25 protein-coding genes are annotated in these 21,427 nt (G+C 69.6%); 13 read left to right on the forward strand and 12 right to left on the reverse strand.

Features of this window, described 5'->3' with window-relative positions:
- Position 1: 1 nt before the first annotated feature.
- Together ACIRG5_RS44330 and ACIRG5_RS44335 are read left to right on the forward strand one after the other, a co-directional pair.
- Positions 2–2,005, forward strand: a complete 2,004-nt coding sequence (locus ACIRG5_RS44330) for an ABC transporter permease subunit (protein WP_402916770.1) — start codon at positions 2–4, stop codon at positions 2,003–2,005.
- Positions 2,002–3,279: a mandelate racemase/muconate lactonizing enzyme family protein gene (locus ACIRG5_RS44335; RefSeq protein ID WP_402916772.1), complete on the forward strand. Its 1,278-nt coding sequence runs from the start codon at positions 2,002–2,004 to the stop codon at positions 3,277–3,279. The genes ACIRG5_RS44330 and ACIRG5_RS44335 overlap by 4 nt, the downstream gene beginning before the upstream one ends.
- Positions 3,280–3,429: 150 nt before the next feature.
- Here the strand turns inward: ACIRG5_RS44335 and ACIRG5_RS44340 are convergent, their stop codons facing one another.
- Positions 3,430–3,981: an RICIN domain-containing protein gene (locus ACIRG5_RS44340; protein ID WP_402916774.1), complete on the reverse strand. Its 552-nt coding sequence runs from the start codon at positions 3,979–3,981 to the stop codon at positions 3,430–3,432.
- A 22-nt stretch (positions 3,982–4,003) separates the two neighbouring features.
- On the opposite strand from ACIRG5_RS44340, the gene ACIRG5_RS44345 reads away from it, so the two are divergent.
- Positions 4,004–4,165 (forward strand): hypothetical protein, encoded by a 162-nt coding sequence (locus ACIRG5_RS44345; RefSeq protein ID WP_402916776.1) that lies wholly within the window; start codon positions 4,004–4,006, stop codon positions 4,163–4,165.
- Here ACIRG5_RS44345 and ACIRG5_RS44350 read toward each other — a convergent pair.
- The gene (locus ACIRG5_RS44350; protein ID WP_402916778.1) at positions 4,162–4,902 is read right to left on the reverse strand and encodes a ribonuclease activity regulator RraA; all 741 of its coding nucleotides are present in this window, start codon (positions 4,900–4,902) and stop codon (positions 4,162–4,164) included. The genes ACIRG5_RS44345 and ACIRG5_RS44350 overlap by 4 nt on opposite strands.
- A gap of 129 nt (positions 4,903–5,031) precedes the next feature.
- Entirely contained in the window at positions 5,032–5,658 is a 627-nt protein-coding gene (locus ACIRG5_RS44355; protein WP_402916780.1) for a TetR/AcrR family transcriptional regulator, read from the reverse strand.
- An 85-nt stretch (positions 5,659–5,743) separates the two neighbouring features.
- Between ACIRG5_RS44355 and ACIRG5_RS44360 the strand changes: the two genes are divergently transcribed.
- Genes ACIRG5_RS44360 through ACIRG5_RS44370 form a run of 3 tightly spaced genes read left to right on the forward strand, consistent with a single transcriptional unit; the run spans position 5,744 to position 7,898 of the window.
- Entirely contained in the window at positions 5,744–6,028 is a 285-nt protein-coding gene (locus ACIRG5_RS44360) for a hypothetical protein (protein WP_402916782.1), read from the forward strand.
- 1 nt (position 6,029) lies between these two features.
- On the forward strand, positions 6,030–7,034 hold the full coding sequence (locus ACIRG5_RS44365) for an NADP-dependent oxidoreductase (protein WP_402916784.1): 1,005 nt from the start codon (positions 6,030–6,032) through the stop codon (positions 7,032–7,034).
- A 21-nt stretch (positions 7,035–7,055) separates the two neighbouring features.
- Positions 7,056–7,898 (forward strand): alpha/beta fold hydrolase, encoded by an 843-nt coding sequence (locus ACIRG5_RS44370; RefSeq protein ID WP_402916786.1) that lies wholly within the window; start codon positions 7,056–7,058, stop codon positions 7,896–7,898.
- A gap of 96 nt (positions 7,899–7,994) precedes the next feature.
- Here the strand turns inward: ACIRG5_RS44370 and ACIRG5_RS44375 are convergent, their stop codons facing one another.
- Positions 7,995–8,657: a TetR family transcriptional regulator gene (locus ACIRG5_RS44375; protein WP_402916788.1), complete on the reverse strand. Its 663-nt coding sequence runs from the start codon at positions 8,655–8,657 to the stop codon at positions 7,995–7,997.
- Between the two features lie 100 nt (positions 8,658–8,757).
- On the opposite strand from ACIRG5_RS44375, the gene ACIRG5_RS44380 reads away from it, so the two are divergent.
- Positions 8,758–9,243: a YybH family protein gene (locus tag ACIRG5_RS44380; RefSeq protein WP_402916790.1), complete on the forward strand. Its 486-nt coding sequence runs from the start codon at positions 8,758–8,760 to the stop codon at positions 9,241–9,243.
- Between the two features lie 14 nt (positions 9,244–9,257).
- On the opposite strand, the gene ACIRG5_RS44385 is transcribed toward ACIRG5_RS44380, so the two are convergent.
- Both ACIRG5_RS44385 and ACIRG5_RS44390 read right to left on the reverse strand, forming a co-directional pair.
- Complete coding sequence (locus ACIRG5_RS44385; RefSeq protein WP_402916792.1) at positions 9,258–9,695, reverse strand: hypothetical protein; 438 nt, start codon at positions 9,693–9,695, stop codon at positions 9,258–9,260.
- A 92-nt stretch (positions 9,696–9,787) separates the two neighbouring features.
- On the reverse strand, positions 9,788–10,075 hold the full coding sequence (locus ACIRG5_RS44390; protein ID WP_402916794.1) for a DUF1330 domain-containing protein: 288 nt from the start codon (positions 10,073–10,075) through the stop codon (positions 9,788–9,790).
- 129 nt (positions 10,076–10,204) lie between these two features.
- Here ACIRG5_RS44390 and ACIRG5_RS44395 point away from each other — a divergent pair, with 129 nt between their 5' ends.
- Both ACIRG5_RS44395 and ACIRG5_RS44400 read left to right on the forward strand, forming a co-directional pair.
- Positions 10,205–11,143: an AraC family transcriptional regulator gene (locus tag ACIRG5_RS44395; RefSeq protein WP_402916796.1), complete on the forward strand. Its 939-nt coding sequence runs from the start codon at positions 10,205–10,207 to the stop codon at positions 11,141–11,143.
- 355 nt (positions 11,144–11,498) lie between these two features.
- Entirely contained in the window at positions 11,499–11,699 is a 201-nt protein-coding gene (locus ACIRG5_RS44400) for a hypothetical protein (protein WP_402916798.1), read from the forward strand.
- A 28-nt stretch (positions 11,700–11,727) separates the two neighbouring features.
- On the opposite strand, the gene ACIRG5_RS44405 is transcribed toward ACIRG5_RS44400, so the two are convergent.
- Positions 11,728–12,582 carry a tetratricopeptide repeat protein gene (locus ACIRG5_RS44405; RefSeq protein WP_402916800.1) on the reverse strand — a complete coding sequence of 285 codons (855 nt, stop codon included), beginning with the start codon at positions 12,580–12,582 and terminating at the stop codon, positions 11,728–11,730.
- Positions 12,583–12,738: 156 nt separating this feature from the next.
- Here ACIRG5_RS44405 and ACIRG5_RS44410 point away from each other — a divergent pair, with 156 nt between their 5' ends.
- Together ACIRG5_RS44410 and ACIRG5_RS44415 are read left to right on the forward strand one after the other, a co-directional pair.
- Entirely contained in the window at positions 12,739–13,044 is a 306-nt protein-coding gene (locus tag ACIRG5_RS44410) for a DUF3099 domain-containing protein (protein ID WP_402916802.1), read from the forward strand.
- Positions 13,041–13,421, forward strand: a complete 381-nt coding sequence (locus ACIRG5_RS44415; RefSeq protein ID WP_402916804.1) for an NAD(P)-binding protein — start codon at positions 13,041–13,043, stop codon at positions 13,419–13,421. The genes ACIRG5_RS44410 and ACIRG5_RS44415 overlap by 4 nt, the downstream gene beginning before the upstream one ends.
- On the opposite strand, the gene ACIRG5_RS44420 is transcribed toward ACIRG5_RS44415, so the two are convergent.
- Positions 13,413–14,963: a glycosyltransferase family 4 protein gene (locus ACIRG5_RS44420; RefSeq protein ID WP_402916806.1), complete on the reverse strand. Its 1,551-nt coding sequence runs from the start codon at positions 14,961–14,963 to the stop codon at positions 13,413–13,415. The two genes, ACIRG5_RS44415 and ACIRG5_RS44420, sit on opposite strands and share 9 nt — an antisense overlap.
- 268 nt (positions 14,964–15,231) lie before the next feature.
- On the opposite strand from ACIRG5_RS44420, the gene ACIRG5_RS44425 reads away from it, so the two are divergent.
- Positions 15,232–16,554 carry a glycosyltransferase gene (locus ACIRG5_RS44425; RefSeq protein ID WP_402916808.1) on the forward strand — a complete coding sequence of 441 codons (1,323 nt, stop codon included), beginning with the start codon at positions 15,232–15,234 and terminating at the stop codon, positions 16,552–16,554.
- On the opposite strand, the gene ACIRG5_RS44430 is transcribed toward ACIRG5_RS44425, so the two are convergent.
- Both ACIRG5_RS44430 and ACIRG5_RS44435 read right to left on the reverse strand, forming a co-directional pair.
- Positions 16,527–17,855 (reverse strand): TIGR01777 family oxidoreductase, encoded by a 1,329-nt coding sequence (locus ACIRG5_RS44430; RefSeq protein ID WP_402916810.1) that lies wholly within the window; start codon positions 17,853–17,855, stop codon positions 16,527–16,529. The genes ACIRG5_RS44425 and ACIRG5_RS44430 overlap by 28 nt on opposite strands.
- 85 nt (positions 17,856–17,940) lie before the next feature.
- Positions 17,941–18,291 carry a hypothetical protein gene (locus ACIRG5_RS44435; protein ID WP_402916812.1) on the reverse strand — a complete coding sequence of 117 codons (351 nt, stop codon included), beginning with the start codon at positions 18,289–18,291 and terminating at the stop codon, positions 17,941–17,943.
- Between the two features lie 230 nt (positions 18,292–18,521).
- Between ACIRG5_RS44435 and ACIRG5_RS44440 the strand changes: the two genes are divergently transcribed.
- The gene (locus tag ACIRG5_RS44440) at positions 18,522–19,661 is read left to right on the forward strand and encodes a cellulose binding domain-containing protein (RefSeq protein WP_402916814.1); all 1,140 of its coding nucleotides are present in this window, start codon (positions 18,522–18,524) and stop codon (positions 19,659–19,661) included.
- Here ACIRG5_RS44440 and ACIRG5_RS44445 read toward each other — a convergent pair.
- Positions 19,642–20,334, reverse strand: a complete 693-nt coding sequence (locus ACIRG5_RS44445) for an ABC transporter ATP-binding protein (RefSeq protein ID WP_402916816.1) — start codon at positions 20,332–20,334, stop codon at positions 19,642–19,644. The genes ACIRG5_RS44440 and ACIRG5_RS44445 overlap by 20 nt on opposite strands.
- Positions 20,331–21,413: an FtsX-like permease family protein gene (locus tag ACIRG5_RS44450; RefSeq protein ID WP_402916818.1), complete on the reverse strand. Its 1,083-nt coding sequence runs from the start codon at positions 21,411–21,413 to the stop codon at positions 20,331–20,333. Before ACIRG5_RS44450 ends, ACIRG5_RS44445 begins: the two co-directional genes overlap by 4 nt.
- Positions 21,414–21,427: the final 14 nt, after the last annotated feature.

Here is a 21,427-nt window from a genome sequence, read left to right on the forward strand (position 1 = left end):
CGTGCTGCGCACCAGGCCGGCGCCGGTTCGTCCGGCGCCGCGCGGGCCTTCTTCGCACACCAGGTCGCAGCGGTTGTTCGGACGAGACTGGCGCCTCGCCGCCGTGTTCATCGGGCCGACGCTGGTGCTGGTCTCCGGCCTGATCCTGTTCCCGATCGTCAGCTCGGTCCTCACCAGCACGACGGAACGCCACGGTGCGGAGACGGTCTTCGTCGGGCTGGACAACTACGCCGCCCTCATCGGCGACACCGTGTTCCACAAGGGAGTGCTCAACTCCTTCGTCTTCACCGCGTACGCCGAGATCTTCAAGGTGACCCTCGGCCTCATCGCGGCGCTGATGCTGCACCACATGCGCCGCGGCCGGGCGATCATCGCCGGGGTGATCCTGCTGCCGTGGGTGGTGCCGACGGTCGTCACGGCCTTCACCTGGCGGTCGTTGTTCGACCCGATCTTCGGCAGCGTCAACGTCCTGCTCACCGATTCGGGGATCGGGCCAGCCCTCGCCGCGATCGGGCTCGTCGACCGGTGGCCCGCGGAGTGGCTGTCCGATCCCGCGCTGGCGATGCCGGCGGTCATCCTGGTCAACGTCTGGAAGGGCATCCCGTTCTTCACGGTGACGTTCCTCGCCGGGCTCAAGGCCATCGACAGCGGGCTCTACGAGGCGGCTGTCGTCGACGGCGCCTCGCCGTGGCAGCGCTTCGTGCACATCACGCTGCCGGGCCTGCGGCACATCATGATCGTGACGGTGTTGCTGTCGTCGATCTGGACGTTCAACAACTTCGACCTGATCTGGCTGATGACCCAGGGCGGGCCGGGGGACGCCACCGCCCCGTACGTGATGGTGGCCTACTCGAAGGCGATCCAGCAGTTGCAACTGGGCGCGGGCGCCGCGGTCACGCTGGTGATGCTGCCGATCATCGGCATCCTCGTGATGATCCTCGTGCGGATGATGCGGCGCAGCGACCAGCCGGGCGCGAGCGACATGGGCCGCAGGCGGCTCACTCCCGCCCAGCGCAGGGCGCTGCCGTGGGTGATCGTCGCGGGCTCAACGCTGATCCTGGTCTGGGCGTCGCCGCACATCGTGTGGAAGGCCGCGCTCGTGCTGGGTGTGTTCGTGGTGCTCGCGGCCGCCGTCGGACGGGTCGTCTCCACGCTCGCCGCGCGGGGCAACCGGCTGGCCGCACGGGTGGTCAGCGGTACCGGCAGCGGGATCGCGCTCGTGGGCCTGCTGGGCTTCGTGCTCGCCCCGCTCTACTGGATGACGGTCACGGCCTTCAAGTCCGACAACCAGATCGTCGCGCGCACCGACGACCTGTGGCCGACCCCGTGGAGCACCGAGCAGTTCACCAACCTGTTCACGGGCAGGGCGTTCGGCACCTGGTACCTCAACACGATCCTGGTGTCGGTGGCGTCCACCGCGATCGCCCTGGTCTGCGCGGCGCTGGCGGGCTATGCGTTGGCACGCCTGAAGTTCCGCGGTTCGGAGAGCTTCACGGTGACGATCCTGCTCACCTACGTGATGCCGGGCGCGCTGCTGTTCATCCCGCTGTACCAGATGATGAGCGGGATCGGGCTCAACGACTCGTTGTGGTCGCTCGTGCTCGCCTACCCGACGTTCACCCTGCCGTTCGCGACGTGGCTGCTCGTCGGCTACTTCAAGTCGATCCCCGCCGACCTCGAGGAGGCCGCGCTGGTCGACGGCTGCACGCGGTTCGGGGCGTTCATCCGGATCGTGCTGCCGCTGGCCAAACCGGGCCTGCTCGCGGTCGCACTGTTCACGCTCACCAACGCGTGGAACGAGTTCCTGTTCGCCTTCGTGTTCATCACCAAGGACGACTACAAGACGCTGCCCGTCGGCATGCAGTCGATGATCTTCGGTGACGTCGTGCCGCAGGGACAGCTCGCCGCGGCCTCGCTCCTGATCAGCATTCCGGTCGTGACCATGTACGCGTTCGGGCAGCGGTTCCTGACCGAGGGCCTCACCGCGGGGGCCGTAAAGGGATGAGCGAGACACCGGCGATCACCGAGGAGCACGTCGCGACGGCGTCCCGGCCGAGCGACCTGCGCATCACCGACCTGCGGGTGGCCAACGTGGCCGGCGTGCCGTTTCGCTCGTCGATCATCAGGATCGACACCAACCAGGGCCTGACGGGCTACGGGGAGGTGCGCGACCAGGCCAGCGCGACCTACGCGCTCATGCTCAAGAGCCGGCTCGTCGGCGAGAACCCGTGCAACGTCGACAAGATCTTCCGCAAGATCAAGCAGTTCGGTTTCCACGGCCGCCAGGGCGGAGGGGTCTCCGGCGTCGAGATGGCGCTGATGGACCTCGCCGGCAAGGCCTACGGAGTGCCCGCGTACGCGTTGATCGGGGGCCGCTTCCGGGACGAGATCCGTTGCTACGCCGACACTCCGTCGCTGCCGGACCCGCACGCGATGGGCGCCCGGTTGCTGGACCGCAAACAGCGCGGGTTCACGATGCTGAAGATGGACGTGGGGATCGACCTGCTGTGGGACGTGCCGGGGGCGCTGATCGCGCCGCCGGGCGCCCGCGCGGACCTGACGACGATGCATCCGTTCACCGGAATCCAGGTCACCGCGAAGGGCGTCGACCACCTGGCGTCCTATGTGGACACCGTCCGCTCCGTCGTCGGCTACGACATCGCGCTCGCCGCAGACCACTTCGGTCACATCGCCCTCGACTCCTGCATCCGGATCGGCCGCGCACTGGAGCCGTTCACCCTGGCGTGGATCGAGGACCTGATCCCGTGGCAGCTGACCGACCAGTGGCGCAGGCTCACCGCGGCCGTCGCCGTCCCGACGTGCACGGGGGAGGACATCTACCTGCTCGACGGCTTCCGGCCGCTGCTCGACGCCGGCGCCATCCGCGTCGTGCACCCCGACCCGGCGACGGCGGGCGGGATCGCGGAGACCAAACGGCTCGGCGACTACGCGCAGGAGCGCGGGATCGCGATGGCACTGCACCTGGCGGCGTCGCCGATCGCGACGATGGCGTGCGTGCACCTGGCCGCCGCCACGGAGAACTTCCTGGCGCTCGAACACCACGCGGCCGAGGTGGAGTTCTGGAGCGACCTCGTCACCGGCCTGCCCCGGCCGCTGATCCAGAACGGCCACATCACGGTGCCGGACACGCCAGGACTGGGGTTCGGCGACCTCGACGAGGAACTGCTGCGACGCCATCTCGACCCGCGCGATCCGGTGTTCTTCGCCGAGACGACGCACTGGGACGCGGAGTCGAGCCACGACCGCCTGTGGAGCTAGCGGCTTTGCCAGAGTCGCCCACCTGGCGTGTGGCCCCGGCTCGGCGTCATCGTGGGGCACCGTCGAGTCGGCCGTCTCGCCAGCCCGTCCGCCGAGCAGACGCTCTACAGCAGTCTGCTCGGTGTCGGAGGAGTCCGCGGAGCTCGTCGCCTAGCCCTGACGCCAGAGCTGGTTGTTGTTGCCGACCCCGCACTGCCAGACGCCGATGGACGCGCCGTTGTTCGGGTTGCCGCCCAACAGGTCCAGGCACAGGTTGCTGCCGTTGACCTTGCCCGCGCTGCCGACCCGGACGAACCCAGGAGCCTCCGGGGCCACGCTCAACGACCACCGCTGAAACAGGTCGTTGCCGCACACGTGCGTTTTGGCGTTCTGCCCGTTCACCGCCCGTGCGTAATCGAGGCACATGCCGTTGTTGAGGTTGCGAAGGTGGAAGAAACCGCCACCAACCGATTCCGCCAGCCAGTTCTGGTTGAAATCCGTGTTGTTGGCGAGGCAGTCGTTCTGCACCAACGGCGAGTTGTCCTCGATCTGCCGGTTGAACACCTCCACGCACTTGGCCGTACCGCGGTTGACCAGCGTGAACGCCGCCCCGACGCTCTGCGCCCCCACTCCCTCGGCCTGCGCCGGGCCCCCACTGAACAGTCCGGTCGCCACCACGGCCGCACCGGCCATCAGAAGGGCGGCCAGCCTCTGCTTGAACATGCTTTCTCCTAACCTGGGATCAGTGCGGTGCTCAAGGTCGCAGGCTTGGCCGACAGTCCATCGACAACGCGTCGACAGTTCCGCGGTCACCTGGAACCGCAACGACCCGGCGGGCAGGTTCTTCATCGGCGCGGCTGAGTCGGGCGTGCCGCGGCTGGTGTTCGTGCTGGGCGATGACGCCTAGGCCCGGCCCTGCTCGGCGCGCCACCGTTCGTACTCGGGCCGGGCCTCGTCCGACAGCGGGTAGTACCGCCGCAGGTCGCCGCCCTCGGCCAGCCGGATCCGGGAGAACTCCTCCCATTCCGCGTGTTCCTGGGCGACGGCCACCAGAGCGGGCGCGAGCTTGATCGGCACCACCACCGCCCCGTCGTCGTCGGCGACGACGATGTCGCCCGGCACGACGATCGTGCCGCCGCACGCCACCGGAACGTTCACGGCGGCCGGAACGATGTCGGTCTGGGCGTGGAAGTTCGGTGTGGCGCCCCGGATCCACAGCCCGAGTCCGAGCTTCTTGGCCTCGCCGATGTCGCGCAGGCACCCGTCGATCACCACGCCGGCGCCGCCGCGACCCTTGAAGTAGGTCAGCATCATCTCGCCGAACACACCGCTGCTCATGTCACCGCGCGCGTCGACGACGATCATGTCGCCGGGCTGGGCGTGGTACATGACGTGCCGGTGCAACTGCTTCTCCGGCTCCTCGTACTCGTCGACGGGGTAGAGATCTTCCCGCTTCGGCAGGAACTGCAGCGTCAGCGCCGGACCGGCCACGCGCACCCCGGGCGTCACCGAAACGGGGCCGCGGATGAACGCGCTTCGGATGCCCATCCGGCTGAGCTCGGCGCTGGCCGTCGCACTGCCGATGGCCGCGAGGGCCGCACTCAACTCGGCGGGCGGGCGAACGATGTCGTGCGTCTCGACCACGTCGGTAGCTCCCTCAGATCCGCTGCCGCAACCATCGGAGAGTTCGAGCCTAGTCCGGAAAACCCTGTGGTGGGGCCGAATTCGGCTACGTGATCAGAGGTGGTGGCAGGGCTGGCAGAACCGTGTTCATCACTCCTGGGAAGCGCTTTCGCCGTCCAGCAACGCCAATGCGTTGCGGATGCCCTGTTCCAGGAGGTCGTCGGCGAGCCGCCGGTCGGTCAGGGCGCGGGACAGTTGCACCGTGCCGACCATGAGGGCGTAGACGCTGAGAACCGTGGTGCGAGCCGACTGCGGATCATGCGGTGCGAGGCGGGCGGCGAAGTCGTCCATGATCGCCAGCACGCTGTCGGTGTAGGCCTGCCTCGTGGGATCCCCGCAGCGGCTGACCTCGTCCAGCAGGGCCGCGGACGGGCAGCCCTCCTCCGGGTTGTCGCGGTGCTCGGGGGAGAGGTACGCGCGGACCATCTGCTCCACGCCGGCGCGGCCTGGTCCGACGGCCGCGAGTTGCTCGCGCTGGTCGCGCAGCTGGTCGGAGACGGCGGTGGCGACCAGGTCCTCTTTGGACTCGAAGTGCGCGTAGAAAGCGCCGTTGGTCAGTCCCGCGTCCGCCATGAGCGTGGCGACGCCGGAGCCGTCGATGCCGCTGCGCTTGAACCGGCGGCCCGCCGTCTCGATGATTCGCTGCCTCGTCGCCAGCTTGTGCTCTTTGCCGTACCGCGCCATGTGCTCCTCCGGCCTCGATGTTAGTACGATCATAATCTAAATCTGCCGGAACTCTTGCCCTGGGGGTCTGTCCCGTCTTATGGTCGTACGATCATAATCCAATCGGTTGGAGCTCGCGATGACTGCAACACCGCAGGTCGCGCTCGTGACGGGCGCGTCCTCGGGCATCGGCAAGGTCCGCGAACGGGATATTCAGGTCGTGCGCGTCCAGCCCGGTCCCACCGACAGCCCGTTCGACGCCAACATGGCGCAGGCCGACAGCCCACTGCCGGTCTACGCGCGCCAGCGTCGCGTCTGCGACGACGTCATGGCGGAGTCGATGCGCGTCAGCGTGCTTCGCCGTGTCGCTCCCGCGTGGGCGTTCGACAGGAGCGTGCGCAAGCTGAACAGGATGGTGGGCTGACATGCGGGCGTTCATCGTTGATCGCTACGGCAAGAGCGACAACGCCCTTCGGGCCGGCGACGTGCCGGAGCCGGAGGTGGGTGAGCACGACGTGCTGGTCCAGATCCACGCCGCGGGAGTCAACGCCCTGGACGTCAAGATCAGGGACGGGGAGTTCAAGCTCGTCCTGCCCTACTGCCCGCCGTTCGTGCTGGGCAACGACGTCGCCGGTGTCGTGATCCGGGTCGGTGGCAGCGTGCGGAGGTTCCAGCCCGGCGACGAGGTCTACGCGCGACCGGACAAGGACCGGATCGGCACCTTCGCCGAACGCATCTCCATCAGTGAAAGCGACCTGGCGCTGAAGCCGGAGCGGCTCACGATGGAGGAGGCGGCCGCCATCCCGCTGGTCGGCCTGACCGCCTGGCAGGCACTGGTCGAGATCGCCGGCCTGCGCGAGGGGCAGAAGGTCTTCATCCAGGCCGGTGCCGGCGGCGTCGGGACGTTCGCGATCCAGTTGGCGAAACACCTGGGCGCCACCGTGGCCACGACGACCAGCGCGGCCAACGCCGACCTGGTCAGGCGGCTCGGCGCCGATGTCGTCATCGACTACCGCGAGGACGACTTCGAGACCGTCCTGCGCGACTACGACGTGGTGCTGCACAGCCTGGACGACGAGACGCTCAGGAAGTCGCTGCGCGTGCTGAAGCCCGGCGGGAAGCTCGTCTCGATCTCCGGCCCACCGGACGCCGCCTTCGCCAGGGAGCTCGGCAGGCCGTGGTTCCTGCGGCCTGTCATGTGGGTCCTGAGTCACGGCGTCAGGAAGGCCGCCCGGCGCCGCCAGATCAGTTACTCGTTCCTCTTCATGCGGGCGAACGGGAAGCAAGTGGGCGAGATCACCTCGCTCATCGACGCCGGCGTCATCACACCGGTCGTGGACCGGATCTTTCCCTTCGAGTCGACCAACGAGGCCCTGGCGTACGTCCAAACAGGACGCGCCAAGGGCAAGGTCGTCGTGAAGGTCAGGTAGGAGCTCGTGCGAGGAGGAGTCATGACCGTGATCACCGCTTACAAGGACACACCGACCCGGACCGCCGACATCGGCGGAACGACGCTCGCCTACCGGGAACTCGGCCAGGACACCGGCACGCCGGTGATCTTCCTGAACCACCTGGCCGCGGTGCTGGACAACTGGGATCCCCGTGTCGTGGACGGCATCGCGGCCAGGCGCCGGGTGATCACCTTCGACAACAGGGGAGTCGGCGCCTCGCAGGGCACGACACCGCGCTCGGTGGACGCGATGGCACGGGACGCCGTCGCCTTCGTCCGGGCGCTGGGCCACGACCAGGTCGACCTCCTCGGCTTCTCGCTGGGCGGCTTCGTCGCCCAGGTGATCGCCGAGCGCGAACCACGACTCGTGCGCAGGATGATCCTCGCGGGCACCGGTCCGGCCGGTGGCGAGGGCATCGACAGGGTCACCGCCGTCACCGTGCTCGACACCCTGAAAGCCGTACTCACCTTCAAGGACCCCAAGGAGTACCTCTTCTTCACCAGGACGGCCAACGGCAAGGCGACGGCACGGCAGTTCGTGAACCGGCTGAAGGAACGCGCGGACGACCGGGACAAGCCGATCTCCGTCACGGCGTTCCGCAACCAGCTCAAGGCGATCCACGCGTGGGGCGTTCAGCGGCCTTCCGACCTGACGGTCGTCCGGCAGCCGGTCCTCGTCGCGAACGGCGACCACGACAGGATGGTTCCGAGCAGCAACTCCGCCGATCTCGCCCGGCGCCTGCCCGACGCCCGGCTCACGCTGTACCCGGATGCCGGGCACGGCGGCATCTTCCAGCACCACGACGAGTTCGTCGCCGAGGCTCTCAGGTTTCTTGAAGCCTGACCGCGATCGTGTGCCGATGCCGGCAGACCGCGGATGGCCCGTAGCTGCGCGAACGTCGTCGGTTCGCAGCCGAGAAGGTGATGCCGAGCGGTGCGGTCAGGAGGAATCGCCTCGGACCGTGGGCAGGCCGGCGGCGGTGGCCGCGATGAAGCGTTGCAGTGTCGGCCGGAACGGCGGGAACACGGCCGCGATCCCGGGTTCGCGGGCGTAGAGCTCGGCCAGCGTCGGCGGGGGCTGGGACAGGGGATGCAGCCTGCCGACGAACGCTCCGGCGGCGAACACCACGGAGGAACCGTCCCTGCCGGTCAGCTCCGGGCACGCGGCCATGATCTGCTCGCCGGCCCGTGCGTACATGTCGATCGCCCACAGCTTGTACGTGTGCAGCACCTCGAGCGAGACGTTGTGCTCCAGCATGGTCTCCGCGTGGCCGATGAGATCGCAGTACAGGGGCCGCTCGGCGAAGGAGTCCGCCAGCGCGGCCGCCATCTGGCCGATGCCGGAGGCGTCCTTGAGCCGGTCTCGCACCGCGTCGGCCCAGTCCGTTCCGTCGCGCATGGTGAGCTGCAGGTAGATCTCTTCACGGGTGCCGAAGTAGCGCAGGACGTTGGACTTCACCAGGCCGACGGCGGCCGCGATGTCGCCCAGGCTGACCTGGGCCACGCCCTTGTCGAGGGCGAGGTCGCGGGCAGCCGCGAGGATCGTCTCCCGCCGCTGCTCCTTCTGGTCCGGGCGCCGTGCCCGTCGGAACGACGCTTCCATGTTGAAAGGCACTCTACCAGGAGGTTTTGATAAAAGTACGGTGTTCCTTTATTGTCTGGCCGGTCAGCACCACCCCCTGCGCGGCCGGAGGCCACGACACATGACCCAGCAGCAGCGCTCCCTGTCGGCAACGGTCGACGAGTTCGTCGACGCCTTCAACGTCAACGACCTCGACCGGGTGATGGCCTTCTTCGCCGACGACGCCGAGTACGAGCCGGGTGACGGCGCGAAGCACCGGGGCAAGGCCGCGATTCGCGCGGAGTTCGCGCCCCAGTTCGCCGGCAGGTACGGCGCGATGCGCTTCGACGTGCACGACAAGCTCGTCGACGAGGCCGGGCGACGCGCGGCGATCCGCTGGGCGTGCCGGATCGACGTCTCCGGGCCACGCGGTCGCGGCGTCTACCCGCTGCTGCGGTTGCTCGGGCTCCTGCGGCACGGCCCGCGCATGGTCTGGCAGGGAATGGACGTCTTCCACTTCGACGCCGACGGTTCGATCACCGGCAAGTACTCCTACGCGAACTTCAAGGTCCCGCCGATGAAGCGCGACAGGGGAGAGCCGTGGAGCGTCCCCCTGCCCACCGCGTAACTCCGCTGTCGGTGCTACCTGACTTGCCGGCCCGCGACCTTGATGAACGCGGCGAGCATCTCCTCGCTCTTCTCCTCGAGCGCCTTCAGTTCCGAGCGGTCCTTTGCGTTGACCAGGTCGTCGACCGGTCCGAACACCACGTCCGCGAGCCTCAGGAGTTCCGCGTCCTCGGTCAGCAACTGAACGCTGAATCGGGCGTGGTGAGCGGCGGCGCCGCGTTTGTCCGCCTCCGTGCGGGCTGCCCTGGCGTCCGCCGCGTCCGGCTCGTCGCGTTCGAGGAACCACAACGAGATCAGGGCCTGCCGAAGGTCGGTCAGCGCCCCGACGAACGTGACGTAGGCGTTGATCCTTTCCTGACGGAGTCGTTCGTGGCGCGCGACGCGTTCGGCGCGTCGCGCGGTGAGCCGTCCGAACAGGTAGGTGAGACCCGATCCCGCCAGGGTTCCGATCACTGCGATCAAGCTGGTGAGCGCGCTGTTCACGTCTGGAAGTCTGGCAGCCACGAGGTGAGCACGTCGCGGCACGGCTCTGGGCCGAACCGGGATCAGGCGGTCTGGCCGACGACGACCTTCACCGTCGAGTACCTGCGGCGCAGGTCCTTGAACGGCTGGTATTCCGGCGAGTCCCAGAACGCCTGAACCGCGGCCCTGTCGGCGAACTCGTGGATCACGAGCGTCGGCGGGGTCCAGTCGCCTTCGAGCACCAGTGCGTCGGCGTCGGTGAGCACGTTGCGGCCGCCGGCCTTCTCGAGCAACGGCGTCACCCCGTCGACGTACTGCTGGAAGCCGGCCGGGTCCGCGACGTTCAGATCGATCACGACATAGGCGGTCATGTCCGCGTCTCCTCAAGATGCGATGTGGTGAACGCTGTCGACGCTAAGCGCGCGGAGTGGTCCTTCCAATGCTTGTTTCAACCGCATTCATACTCGAAACGACCACTCGGGGCGCTGTAGCCTGATGTCATGGACGTCTTCAGCGACGTGATCTCCACGGTCAGGGCGGGCCGGGCGAAGTTCACCCGTTCCCGTCTGAGCGGCCGGTGGGGGTACGCGTTCGGCCCGTATCCCGGAGCCGGCTTCCACGTCGTTCTCGAGGGCAACTGCTGGCTGATTCCGCCGTCCGGCCCTCCGGTCGCCCTCGGTGCGGGTGACGTGGTGTTCCTGCCGCACGGCGCGGTGCACGGCATGAGCGACAGTCCGGACAGGGCCATCGCCGAGCTGCCCCTGGCGCCGGAGGCCGGCCCGCCGGACCACGAGCCCGCGCCCGGCCAGGCGCAGTTGCTGTGCGGGGCCTACCGGCTGGATCGCGGACAGGCCCACCCGTTCCTGCGGACCCTGCCCGAGGTCGTCCACCTCCCCGCCCGGCTGGGTGATCACTCCGCCCTGCGCAGCGCGGTGGACCTGCTCGGCGCGGACCTCATCGAGGCCCGCCCCGGTGCCGCGGCGGCGGTTCCCGCCCTGATGGACCTGCTGCTGGTCTATCTGCTGCGTGCCTGGCTCGACGAGGAGGCCGCACGCCACGGCCCGCGCGGAGGCTGGTGTCTCGCGCTCACCGATCCGGTCGTCGCCACGGCGCTGCAGCACATCCACCGCTCGCCCGCGCACCCGTGGACGGTCCAGGAACTGGGCGCCGAGGCCGGACTGTCCAAGACCGCCTTCGCCCGCAGGTTCACGTCTCTGGTCGGGCAGTCCCCGATGGCCTACCTGACCTGGTGGCGGCTGAGCACCGGCGCACGGATGCTGCGGGACGGCCAGGCGCCGCTGGCCGCGATCGCCCGCAACGTCGGCTACACCTCGGAGTTCGCCTTCTCCGCCGCCTTCAAGCGGGAGTTCGGCACGGCGCCGGGCAAGTTCCGCCGGCAGCAGCGCGACATCACCGACGTGGTCGCCTCGAATCGATGAAAGTGTTGCCGTGCACCGTGGTGAGAGCCGTCGGCGCGAACCGGCGACCCGGCGCGGGGCCGATTCTTCCTGTCTCACGCGGAATCCGCCTGGTAGAGGTTCGCGGCAGGTCCACAGAGGACTTCCGCTCGCAGGGCCGCGACACGCCACGCCACGCGTTGTTGCGGCGTACAGGGCACCTGCCGCGGCGTGAGGTGTAGTATTGCCGTCTATCGGGGCCCTGACTTCGTCAAATCTTCCCGAAACCCCTAGCGCCGTGCGGCTGCTTCGGCTCCAGTACCACTCGCTGCGAGCACGCACAGGATGCAAAGAAAGTCGGAAACCCATGCAATCCCAGTACTTTTCGCGTAACGACGTGCCCGACTCCAGCGCGGACGGCGCAGGTGCCGGTACGCGACCGGCGGCCGCGTTCTCGGGGGACGGGCTCTTCAGCCACCCGGACACGGATCACCTCGATCCGAGGTCCGACTCGTCGCCAGACGGGGACCAGCGGTCCTACACCGGCCTCTTCCGCGAACCGGCCGACGCGCCGCAGCACTCCAGCGAGACGGCCTGAACCCGTAGCTCTGCCCGCCGCCGGGTTCTCACGGATCCGTGACGAGCTCGAACTCGGTGTCCAGTAGCCGTCGGGCGTCGAGATCGCCCCAGGAGGCGGCCCGTTCGAGCACGCCGGCGGCTTCGTCCTCATCGCCGTGCTCGAGCAGGAACGCGCCTAGGTGGTAGCCGGCGGCGGGCTCGCCGAGTTCGTCGGCTGCCCGGTACTCGCGTTCGGCTGCTGCGAGATCGTCGCGGCGGCGGTGCAGGAACTTGGCGTAGTCGATGTGCGCCTGCTGGGCGTCCAGGTCGATGGCCGCGCGCAGCAGCCGCTCGGCTTCGTCCAGGCGTCCGAGCTCGGCGTAGACCTCGGCCAGCGCGCAGTAGGTCGTCGGTCTGGCCGCGTCCAGGTGCTGCTCGGCGACGGCGAGCGCGGTGTCGACGTCGTGCCGGTCGTGCAGGTGGAGGCGGGCCAGGTTCGCGGGCGCCAGCGTGTCGCCCAAGACGACGGCGCGCTCGAACATTCCCACCGCCTCGTCGAAGCGTTCCTGCTCGGCCAGGAACAGGGCGAAGTTGTTCATCGCCTTGCTGTCGCCGGAGCCGACCGCGAGCAGGTAGGCGTTCTCGGCCTCGTCGGTCAGGTCGAGGTCGGCCAGCACGTCGCCCAGGACGTCGGCGAGATCGTCACGTCCTGCCGCGACCAGGGGACCGAGCAACTCGTGCGCCTCGATCAGCCGGCCCTGCTCGAGATACCCGAGGGCCAGCAACCGCGCGGCCGCGGGCTCTCCCGCGGCGACTGCCTGTTCGAGTACTTCGATCGCCCGCTCGTGCGGCGCCTGTTCGGTGGTGCTGTCGAGCATCTCGGAGCCATGACGGCTCAACGGGCCTAAGTCAGGCTCACTCATTTGGTCACCCACAATCTGTGCGAAGGCTAGCCCATTCGCGGCGAGCGGGTCACCACGCGGTGCCAGAGCCTGGTCGACATGGCTCCGGCGTGACCGAGCAGACACGAACCCGATCGGCCTCCGCTCCGAACCAACCAGGAGAACGGAGGTCTCGTCGTGAACTCGCACCGAAACGAAAACCCCGTACTGATCACCTCTGCCGCCCCGTCCTACGAGGACCAGCTCTCGGCACGGCGTCGCCGGTACGCCCTGATGATGAGTCTGCGCATCCCGTGCATCCTGCTGGCCCTGCTGTTCGCGAAGATCTGGTGGCTCGCGCTCATCCTGATCCTGCTGTCCGTTCCGCTGCCCTGGATGGCGGTCCTCATCGCCAACGACCGGCCGCCGCCCAAGGCCGAGTCGCCCCAGCGACTGCGTCCGTCACGGCCCGCGCTCACGGCGGACGGCGAGGAGTCGCGGTGACCGGCCTGACCGTGGTGGTGGGATACGGGGACGCGGCCCTGGACGTGTTGCGGCACCTTCCGTCGCGCTTCGATCGGCCCGATGTCGTGGTGCTCGACCATGACGCGGTTGCGCTGACCAGTGCGTTCGCCAACGGTGCCAGGGTCGCGCGCGGCGATGGACGGGACATCTGCGCGTTGCGGCACGCCGGAACGGAGTTCGCGGCACGGGTGGTCGTCGCGGTTCCCGACGACCTGGACGGGCTGCAGGTCACGATGGCCGCGCGCAGCCTCAACCGGACGGCGACCATCGTGGCGGCGGTCCGCGATCCCCGTAACCAGAGCCTGTTCACCAGGCTGGGCGCGGACGAGGTGTTCGTGCGGGCCAGATCAGCCTGACAGCTCGCGGTAGAGCGTGGCGAACGGATCGGCGACGGCGTCGATGTCGAACCGCTCGCGCACGGTCCTCTGCCCGGCCACCGCGATCGGCGCGGTGGCGGCACCGAGACGCACGACCTGGGCCAAGCCCTCGCCCAGCGACCGCGCGGCCGACGTGTCGACGAGAAAACCGTTGTGCCCGTGCTCGACGTAACAGCTCAGGCCGCCGCGAAGCGGACCGATCGCGAGCAACCCGGCCTCCATCGCCTCGAGGACCGCGATGCCGAACTCCTCCTTCGTGCTCGCACAGGCGTAGACGTGCGGAGCGCCTGAGGACGGCGTGGCGGCCGCCAGTTCGTGCTGGAGCAGCCGCACGTCGTCGTTCGACCAGGCAGGCAGCACGGCGAGCCGTCCCCGTGCCGAGGGTTCGGAGCGGGCCAGGCCGAGCACCTCGTCGAGCACCTTCTGCTCGTCCGGTGTCCGGTCGGTGGAGGAACCACCGATGATCACCAGCGCGGTCGAGTGGTGCAGACCCGCCTCCAGCCAGGCGCGCACCAGCAGAGGCTGCTGTTTCATCGGGTGCAGCCTGCCCACGTTGAGCAGGACGGGCAGGCCCTCGGCGGAGACGTCGAGGCGGGGCAGCGCGGAGGGCGCGAACAGCTCCCGCACCAGTGACCGCCCGGTGGGTGGGGGCGCCGGCGCGATGCCTTCCTCGAGTGCCCCCAGGGCCGCCGGGGTGAGCTGGGGGAAGTGCGTCAGCACCTCGTCCTGCCTGCCGCCGATGGTGATCACCTGGTCGGCGCGGTCGACGAGGTGGTCGGCGGTGCGCACGCGGTGCAGGTCGAACCGCATGGCCGTGAGGTCCCCGGTGTCCTGGGGATAGCGCTCGGCCAGGTGGCGGTGCGGGTCCGGCGTGACGGTGAACACGAGCTTCGCGCCGAGCAGGCGAGCGGCGTCGGCCACGGCGAGAGAGCCGTCGTCGGAGTAGCGGACGTGCACGACGTCCGGCGACAGCCCGCACCTCGGCAGAAGTCTGGTGAGCCACCAGGTGATTCCCGCCCGATGACGCGCCATGTCCGGTTGTGCGAGCGCGACCGGCGAGTCGACCGGCACGCGCACCGTCCAGTGGTCGAGCTCGGAGTTCTTCTCCACGGTCACGGTGGTCGGTTCGGGTGCGAGCACCACGGTGACCACGCGGCCGATGTCCTGCCGCTTCACCAAGGCGTCGGCCAGCGAGGAGAGGAAGACGGTGAGCCCGCCGCTCGCGCCCTCGCCCGGCCGGGCGGTTCCGCCGATGAGCATCGACTGGGCGATCGTGGGTCCTGGCACGGGTGGGGCGACCGGCAACGAGATGTCGTTGTGCAGCAGGTCGAGCATCAGTTTTTCGTAGGGGGAGCGGGGATCGGCGTCGACCGGCTCGCCGAGCGCGTCGAGATGGCGCCACAGCGCCGGTCCCGTGGCAAGCCCGCGCGCTTCGTCGGGATCCAGTGGCGTGAGGCGGTGCAACCAGGACGCGTCGAGCAGCCACGTGCGGACCGCCTCATCCCTTGTGGACGAGATCACACGGCGTAATTCGGCGGTTGTCGCCTCCTCGCCGTGTGCGCGCACGGTCGCGGGGATCCGTTCGCACAGAAGGGAAAAGGTGGTCGGACGCGGATCGCGTCTCAGGGTGTCGATCAGGAGGTGAGGGCTCTGCGCCGCGGGGGCGTTCCCGGCCTGCCGGGATTCCAGTGCTCGCTGTACTTCTGGATGTGTCCGCACCTCTGGTGTTCGAACCGGAAGGGGTGTTCGGATCGAACAACTTTCCAGTCGTACCAAAAGGAGGAGCCCGGTGCCGCGTTTCGTCGTTGTCAGTCCGCCCTTTCGCTCGCACGCCCAGCCCATGTCGGTGTTCGCCACGGCGTTGAGCACGGCGGGCGCCCAGGCGGTGACGTTCGCCTGCGGGGCCGAGTTCGCCGACCTCGCTCCCGGCATCCCTTTCGTGGCAATGAGAACCACGCGCGAGTCGAACAGCGGCGTCGCGGAGCGGACGGCGCAGGACGCGCGCTCGGCGCGTGGCCTCACCGACTTCCTCGAAGCCACCAAAGGAGGTGCGGTGGCAGCACTGCTCGCGCAGACACGCCGACGCAGGACGGAACTGCTTGCCGCGCCTGAAGAAGTGATGCGCGATCTGAGCGCCCTGCACGATCGCCTGAGGCCTGACTGGTACGTCGTCGACCAGATCGACTACGCCACGACCTTGGCGCTGCACGCGCTCGATCTGCCGTTCTTGTCTTATGTCACAGGGCATCCGACCTATCTGGTGGCACGCGACGACCAGTTCTTCGGACTGCCGCAGGTGTGGCCGTCCTCCGTGCGCCCGTCACCGGAAGAGCTCGCCGAACTGGCCGCGGAGGTGCGCCGCACCGATCAGGCTCTCACCGCCGAGTTCTCCCGGCTGCTGCGCGACTTCGCTCCGTCGCGGCCGGTGCCGCCCCGGGCGTTCGCGCTGACCTCCTCCCGCGCGGCCGTGCTGAACTATCCGGAACTGCCCTGGTTGCCACCGTTGCCGGCGCACCAGCAGCAGATCTTTCTCGGCCACTGCACGACGCCGGAGCCGCTCGACGACATCTGGCTCGACCGCGTGCGCGGCAGGCGAGTGCTCCTCGTCGCGCTCGGCACGTTCCTATCCGCGCGCCACGACGTGTTGCGCACTGTTGTGCGCGGGGCTCTGCGGATTCCCGGCTTGACCGTGGTGGTCGCCGCGGGAGGCCGTGTCGCCGAACTTGCTGACCTGGCGGCTGATCCGCGTGTCGTCGTGGAGTCCGTCGTGCCTCAGCGCGCGTTGCTGCCGCACGTCGCCGCGATGGTTCACCACGGTGGCAACAACTCCTTCACCGAATGCCTGCAGGCGGGGGTTCCCGCCCTGGTGCTGCCGTTCTCCAGCGACCAGTTCTGCATCGCCCACGACGCCGAGAAGGCGGGCGCGGGCGTGTGCCTCGATCCCAACGCGGCCACCTTCGAAGACGTGGCGCAGGCGTTGGAATCGGTGCTGGAGAAACGGTTCGCGGGCCTGCACGACGCGGTGCGCGCCGCGGGGCCGGACGTGGGCGCCGCACGGCTGCTGGAAGTGCTGGAGCACGGGGCTCATCCCGGCACGCGTCCCAGGACGTGACGCAGCGCCTGCTCCAGATCCGGATACCGGAACACGTGCCCTGCCTTGGTCAGCACGGCGGGCCGGACCAGCTGGCTCGCCTCGGCCAGTTCCCGCGCACCCTGTTCGCCGAGCAGGAGCCGTGGCCCGAAGGAGGGGACCGGCAGCAACGCGGGCCGGTGCAGCACCTTCGCGAGCGTGGCGGTGTAGGTGCTGTTGCGCACGGGCTCCGGGGCGACGGCGTTGACCGGTCCGCTGAGCGAGGTGTCGTAAAGCGCGCGGTGGTAGACGTCGACCAGGTCGTCCATGCCGATCCACGACTGCCACATCCGCCCGTCGCCGAGCTTGCCGCCCAGCCCGGCGGCGAACAGCGGGTGGAAGATGCGCAGTGTGCCGCCGTCGGGCGACTGGACGAGTCCGGTGCGCACGGTCACCACCCGAACCCCGGCCGCCGCGGCGGGAGCGGTGGCGGCCTCCCAGTCGGCGACGACGCCGGCCAGGAAACCCTCACCGCGTTCGCTGTCCTCGGTGAGCTCCTCGTCACCGCGGTCGTTGCCGTAGAAGCCGATCGCGGACGCGCTGACGAACACCGCCACACCGGTGGCCGCGGCGAGGTCGGCGAGCGCGCGGGTCGGTCCGATCCTGGAGGAACGGATCGCCCGCCGGTGCGCTTCGGTGAACCTGCCCGCGATCGAGGCGCCCGCGAGGTGCACCACGGCGTCCACGCCTGCCAGGAGGTCGGCGGCCGGGCGGTCGGGGTCCCAGCGCCGCTCGTCCTGGCCCGCGGGGGAATGCCGCACCAGCTTGACCACCCGGTGGCCCGCGGTGCTCAGGAACGACCAGAGCGCGCTCCCGACGAAGCCACTGGCACCGGTGATCGCGACGGTCATCGGCCGGTCGCCCGCCTCCCGAGCGGCCGCCTGCGCGGCGAGGTCGGCGGCGAGTTGCCGGTGCCGGTAGGCGAACATCGACCGCAGCAGCGCGCCGGGCACCGGTGTGTCCACCCGGTCCGTCATCCGGGTCCGCTCGCCCTCGGCCTGGAACTCGTGGGTGTGCCGCCACCGCAACGCCCATTTCAGCGGCGCGGAGTCGAGCTCGTCGACGAACCGGTGCGGCGGGCTGTACCCGGTGTGCCGCGCACCCCAGCGCAGTCCCAGCGGCAACCCCAGCACCGCCCGGCCACCGTCGAGCGAGCCGGCCTCGCGCACCACCCCCACCGGTTGCCAGGGCGGCGTGAGCCGGTGGATCGCTCCCGGCCGCTCGTGCCAGGCGAACACCTCGTCCAGTGGCGCGTCGACGACGCTGGAGCAGATCAGGGACATGACTCAACGCTAAATGCGCCGTTCCGCGTCCGCTTGATGGGCGGGCACACGGAATCCGTGATTTTTTCTTCGTCGTGGTGCGAGCTCATCGGCGCTGCTCGCGTGCCTTGTCCATGATCCAGGCGACGGCCTCGGCGGAGGACAGTGGCCGGCGCGACCCGTGCAGCAGCAGAGGAGCGTCCCGCCAGACCTGCGTCCACGCGTCGAGCGCGGCCCGGTCAGCCGTTCGACCGTCCTCCCGTCGCGATTCGCCCAGGACCAGGCGGTAGAACGGCACCGCGAGAAGGTCGTAGACCTGCCCGAACGCGGTCTGGTCCCCGCCCGCGACAGCGGTCATCAGCTCGCCCAGCCCAGTTCGTCCGTGAGCGGACGTGCGGTCCGGCGTCGGTGCCGACGACGCGTCGTGTGCGCCGGTGTGGCGCGATGGTGAGCTCACGATGTCCCGATTTCCCTGCCGCCGCGCCACAACTAGAACGTCCGCACCAACGCTATTGCCGCGCAGGACCGCCTGCATGACGGCCGGCGGGCCCGATGGGGTGGCGCGGCTCACCCACGTGGTCGCTCGCGAGCCGGGATGAACGCCATCGCCGGGCAGGGCGTATCCCTCTGCAGAGCGTCGTGCACCGAGGCGCCGGCGCCTCCGGGCCACCGAAGTGAGGAGCACGGATGAATCCCAGCGCTCACATCGCCTTCCGCGTCGCCGCGGCTTTCGTGGCGCTCGGACTGGGCGGAGCGTTGATCGCCGCGATCGTCGGCCTGGTCCTGACGAACGTGGGACCCGCGGCGAGCGCGAGCCTGTCCCTCTGCGCCAAGGACGGTGTCGTTCCGGCCGGGGGGCGGGACTACCTCGCCCAGAACAACGTGTGGAACGCCGAAACGCCCCAGTGCATCACCGTGGGGGACCAGTCGTTGCGGATCGAGAGCGCCGCGCACGACGTGTCGCCGGAAGGCGCCCCCGCCGCCACCCCGTCGTTGCTCAAGGGGTGTCACTGGCAGGACTGCACCGATGTCGGCGACCTGCCGGTCCAGGTGTCGGCGATGCCCCGCGTCACCAGCGACTGGATCACCAGCCAGGTCGACACCGGGGTCTTCAACGCCGCCTACGTGGTGTGGTTCCACAGCGGACCCGTCGCCGAGGGCACGCCGGACGGCGCCGAGATGGTGATCTGGCTCCGCAGTCGCGGCGGGGTCCGGCCGGGAGGGGTCATGCTGGCCCGCGAGGTGCCGATCTCCGATGCCCGGTGGAACGTGTGGCTGGCACGTGACCAGGGCCGGGTGCGGATCACCTACGAGCGCGTCGGCGAGGCCACGGCCGTCAGGGACCTCGACATCAGCGCGTTCACCGGGGACTCCGTCGGACGAGGTCTGGTCTCACCGGACTGGTACCTGATCGCGGTCGAGGCCGGATTCAACCTGTGGCGTGGAGGCGCGGGCAACGCCATCGAGAACTTCTCCGTCTCCGTGGACGACCAGAAGCCCAGAAGGGCGCTGGGGACGTCCGCTCCCACGCCGTGCTTCGCCGCCCTGAACGTGGAGGAGACCTGGACGGGAGGGTTCCGCGCGGTCGTGGAGGTGACGAACGTCGGCGACTCGCCGGTCCAGGGCTGGATCCTCGACTGGACGTTCCCCGGCGGCCAGCACGTGGAGAGAACGTCCGTGGGTCAGGTGACCCAGTCCGGCTCGTCGGTCCACGTGGTCGGCGCCGCGCGCGACGGCGTGCTCGAACCGGGCAGGTCCACCAGCTTCGACGTGGTCGGCAGTGGCGTCTCGCCCGGCATCGTGTCGATCACCTGCACGCCTGTCTGAGGGCGCCGGGGCGAAGGCGGCCGTCGTGGACTTCGGCGATCTGGTCGGCGCCGGTGAGGTGGTCGCGGTCGTGGGTGACCAGGACGGTGGCGGTGGCCTGCTTATGGGTGAGACGGGTGAGGAGGTCGACGACGGCGGCTCCGCGGTCGTGGTCGAGGGCGCTGGTGGGTTCGTCGACCAGCAGGACGGTGGGGTCGTTCATCAGGGCGCGAGCGATGTTCACGCGCTGGCGCTGGCCGCCGGAAAGCTGGTGCGGGCGGCGTTCTGCCTGCGGCGCGAGGCCGACGGCGTCGAGCAGTTCCATCGCGCGAGTGCGGGCCTTGGCCGGGGAACGGCCGTCGATCCAGGCCATGACCTGGAGCTGTTCGCGGGCGGAGAGGGCGGGCAGCAGGCTGGGGTGCTGGAAGACGATGCCGATCTTGTGCCGACGCAGGTCGGTGAGCTCGCCGCGGGTCATGCCGGTGGTCGTGGTGCCGTCGACGGTGACCGTGCCGGCGTCGGGGGTGATGAGGGTGGCGGCGACCGCGAGCAGGCTGGACTTGCCGGAGCCGGACGGGCCGACCACGGCGGTCAGGCTTCCGCGGGGCACGTCCAGCGTGACCTGGTCGAGCGCGGTGAGGCGGGAGCCGCCGTCGGGGTAGGTGAGCGTGACGCCGGTCAGGGTGAGGCTCATCGGGTGCTCCCCAGTGCGGTCAGCGGGTCGACGGAGGTGATGCGGCGGATCGCGAGCGCGGCTCCCAGCGCGCCGAGCAGGACCATCACGGCGGCCGGGACGAGCACGGTGGCGGGGGTGAGCACGAACGGGACGGCGGAGCCGGCGAGGGCGGCACCGAGGCCCGCGGCGAGCCCGGTTCCGACGAGGGTGCCGCCCGCGAGCAGGACGACGGCCTGGCCCAGCGCGTCCTTGAGCAGCCCGGCCGTGGTGGCGCCGAGCGCCTTGAGGACGGCGACGTCACCACTGCGCTGGATGGTCCAGACGGTGAAGAAGGCGCCGATGACCAGGGCGGAGATGGCGAACAGGAAACCGCGCATCAGCTGCAGAGAGCCGTTCTCGGAGGCGTAGGAGCCGATCGCCGCCAGGGAGCCGTCCGTGGTGACCGTCCTGGTGCCCGCGGCCTGGTCGGTGGTGGCGAGATCGGCGCCGGAGGTGGTGGTCAGGGCGATCACGGTGGCGAACGGGTCGTCGGCGGACGGGGGAGCGGTCGCACGCCAGACGTCCAGGGTGGTCCAGATGACCGGGGTGTGGCTGAAGGACGCGTCACCGGACACGGCGGCCACGGTCAGCCGCCGTCCGCTCAGAGCGACGCTGTCACCGGACTGGATTCCCAGGCCGGCGGCGGCCGCCGCGGACAGCACCGCGGAGTCCTCGGTGAGCTTTCCGCCGTCCGGGGCGAGGGGCGATCCGGTTCGGACGCCGAAGACCGAGACACCGGCGCTCCGGTCACCCGCGGTCGCCTTGGTGGTGGTGATGCCCAGGGGCTCGGCGCGGGTGACGCCGGAGGTGGTGGCCCATTGCCGCCACTGCGTCTCGGTGACGGTGGAGTCGGCGTAGGACAGCGCCTGGTCGGCGCTGGGCGCGGCGAAGGCGATCCGGTCGGCGGGAAGGCCGGTGATGGCGGAGACGTTCTGCCGTCCGAGCCCGGCGGTCAGTCCGGACAGCAGACCGACCAGCAGGGTGATCAGCACGATCACGGTTCCCATCAGGGCGAAACGCCCCTTGGCGAACCGGAGTTCTCTCCAGGCGACGAACAAGATCTCGACCTGTC

It is taken from the genome of Lentzea sp. NPDC102401 (assembly GCF_044765805.1).
Lineage (GTDB): Bacteria > Actinomycetota > Actinomycetes > Mycobacteriales > Pseudonocardiaceae > Lentzea > Lentzea sokolovensis.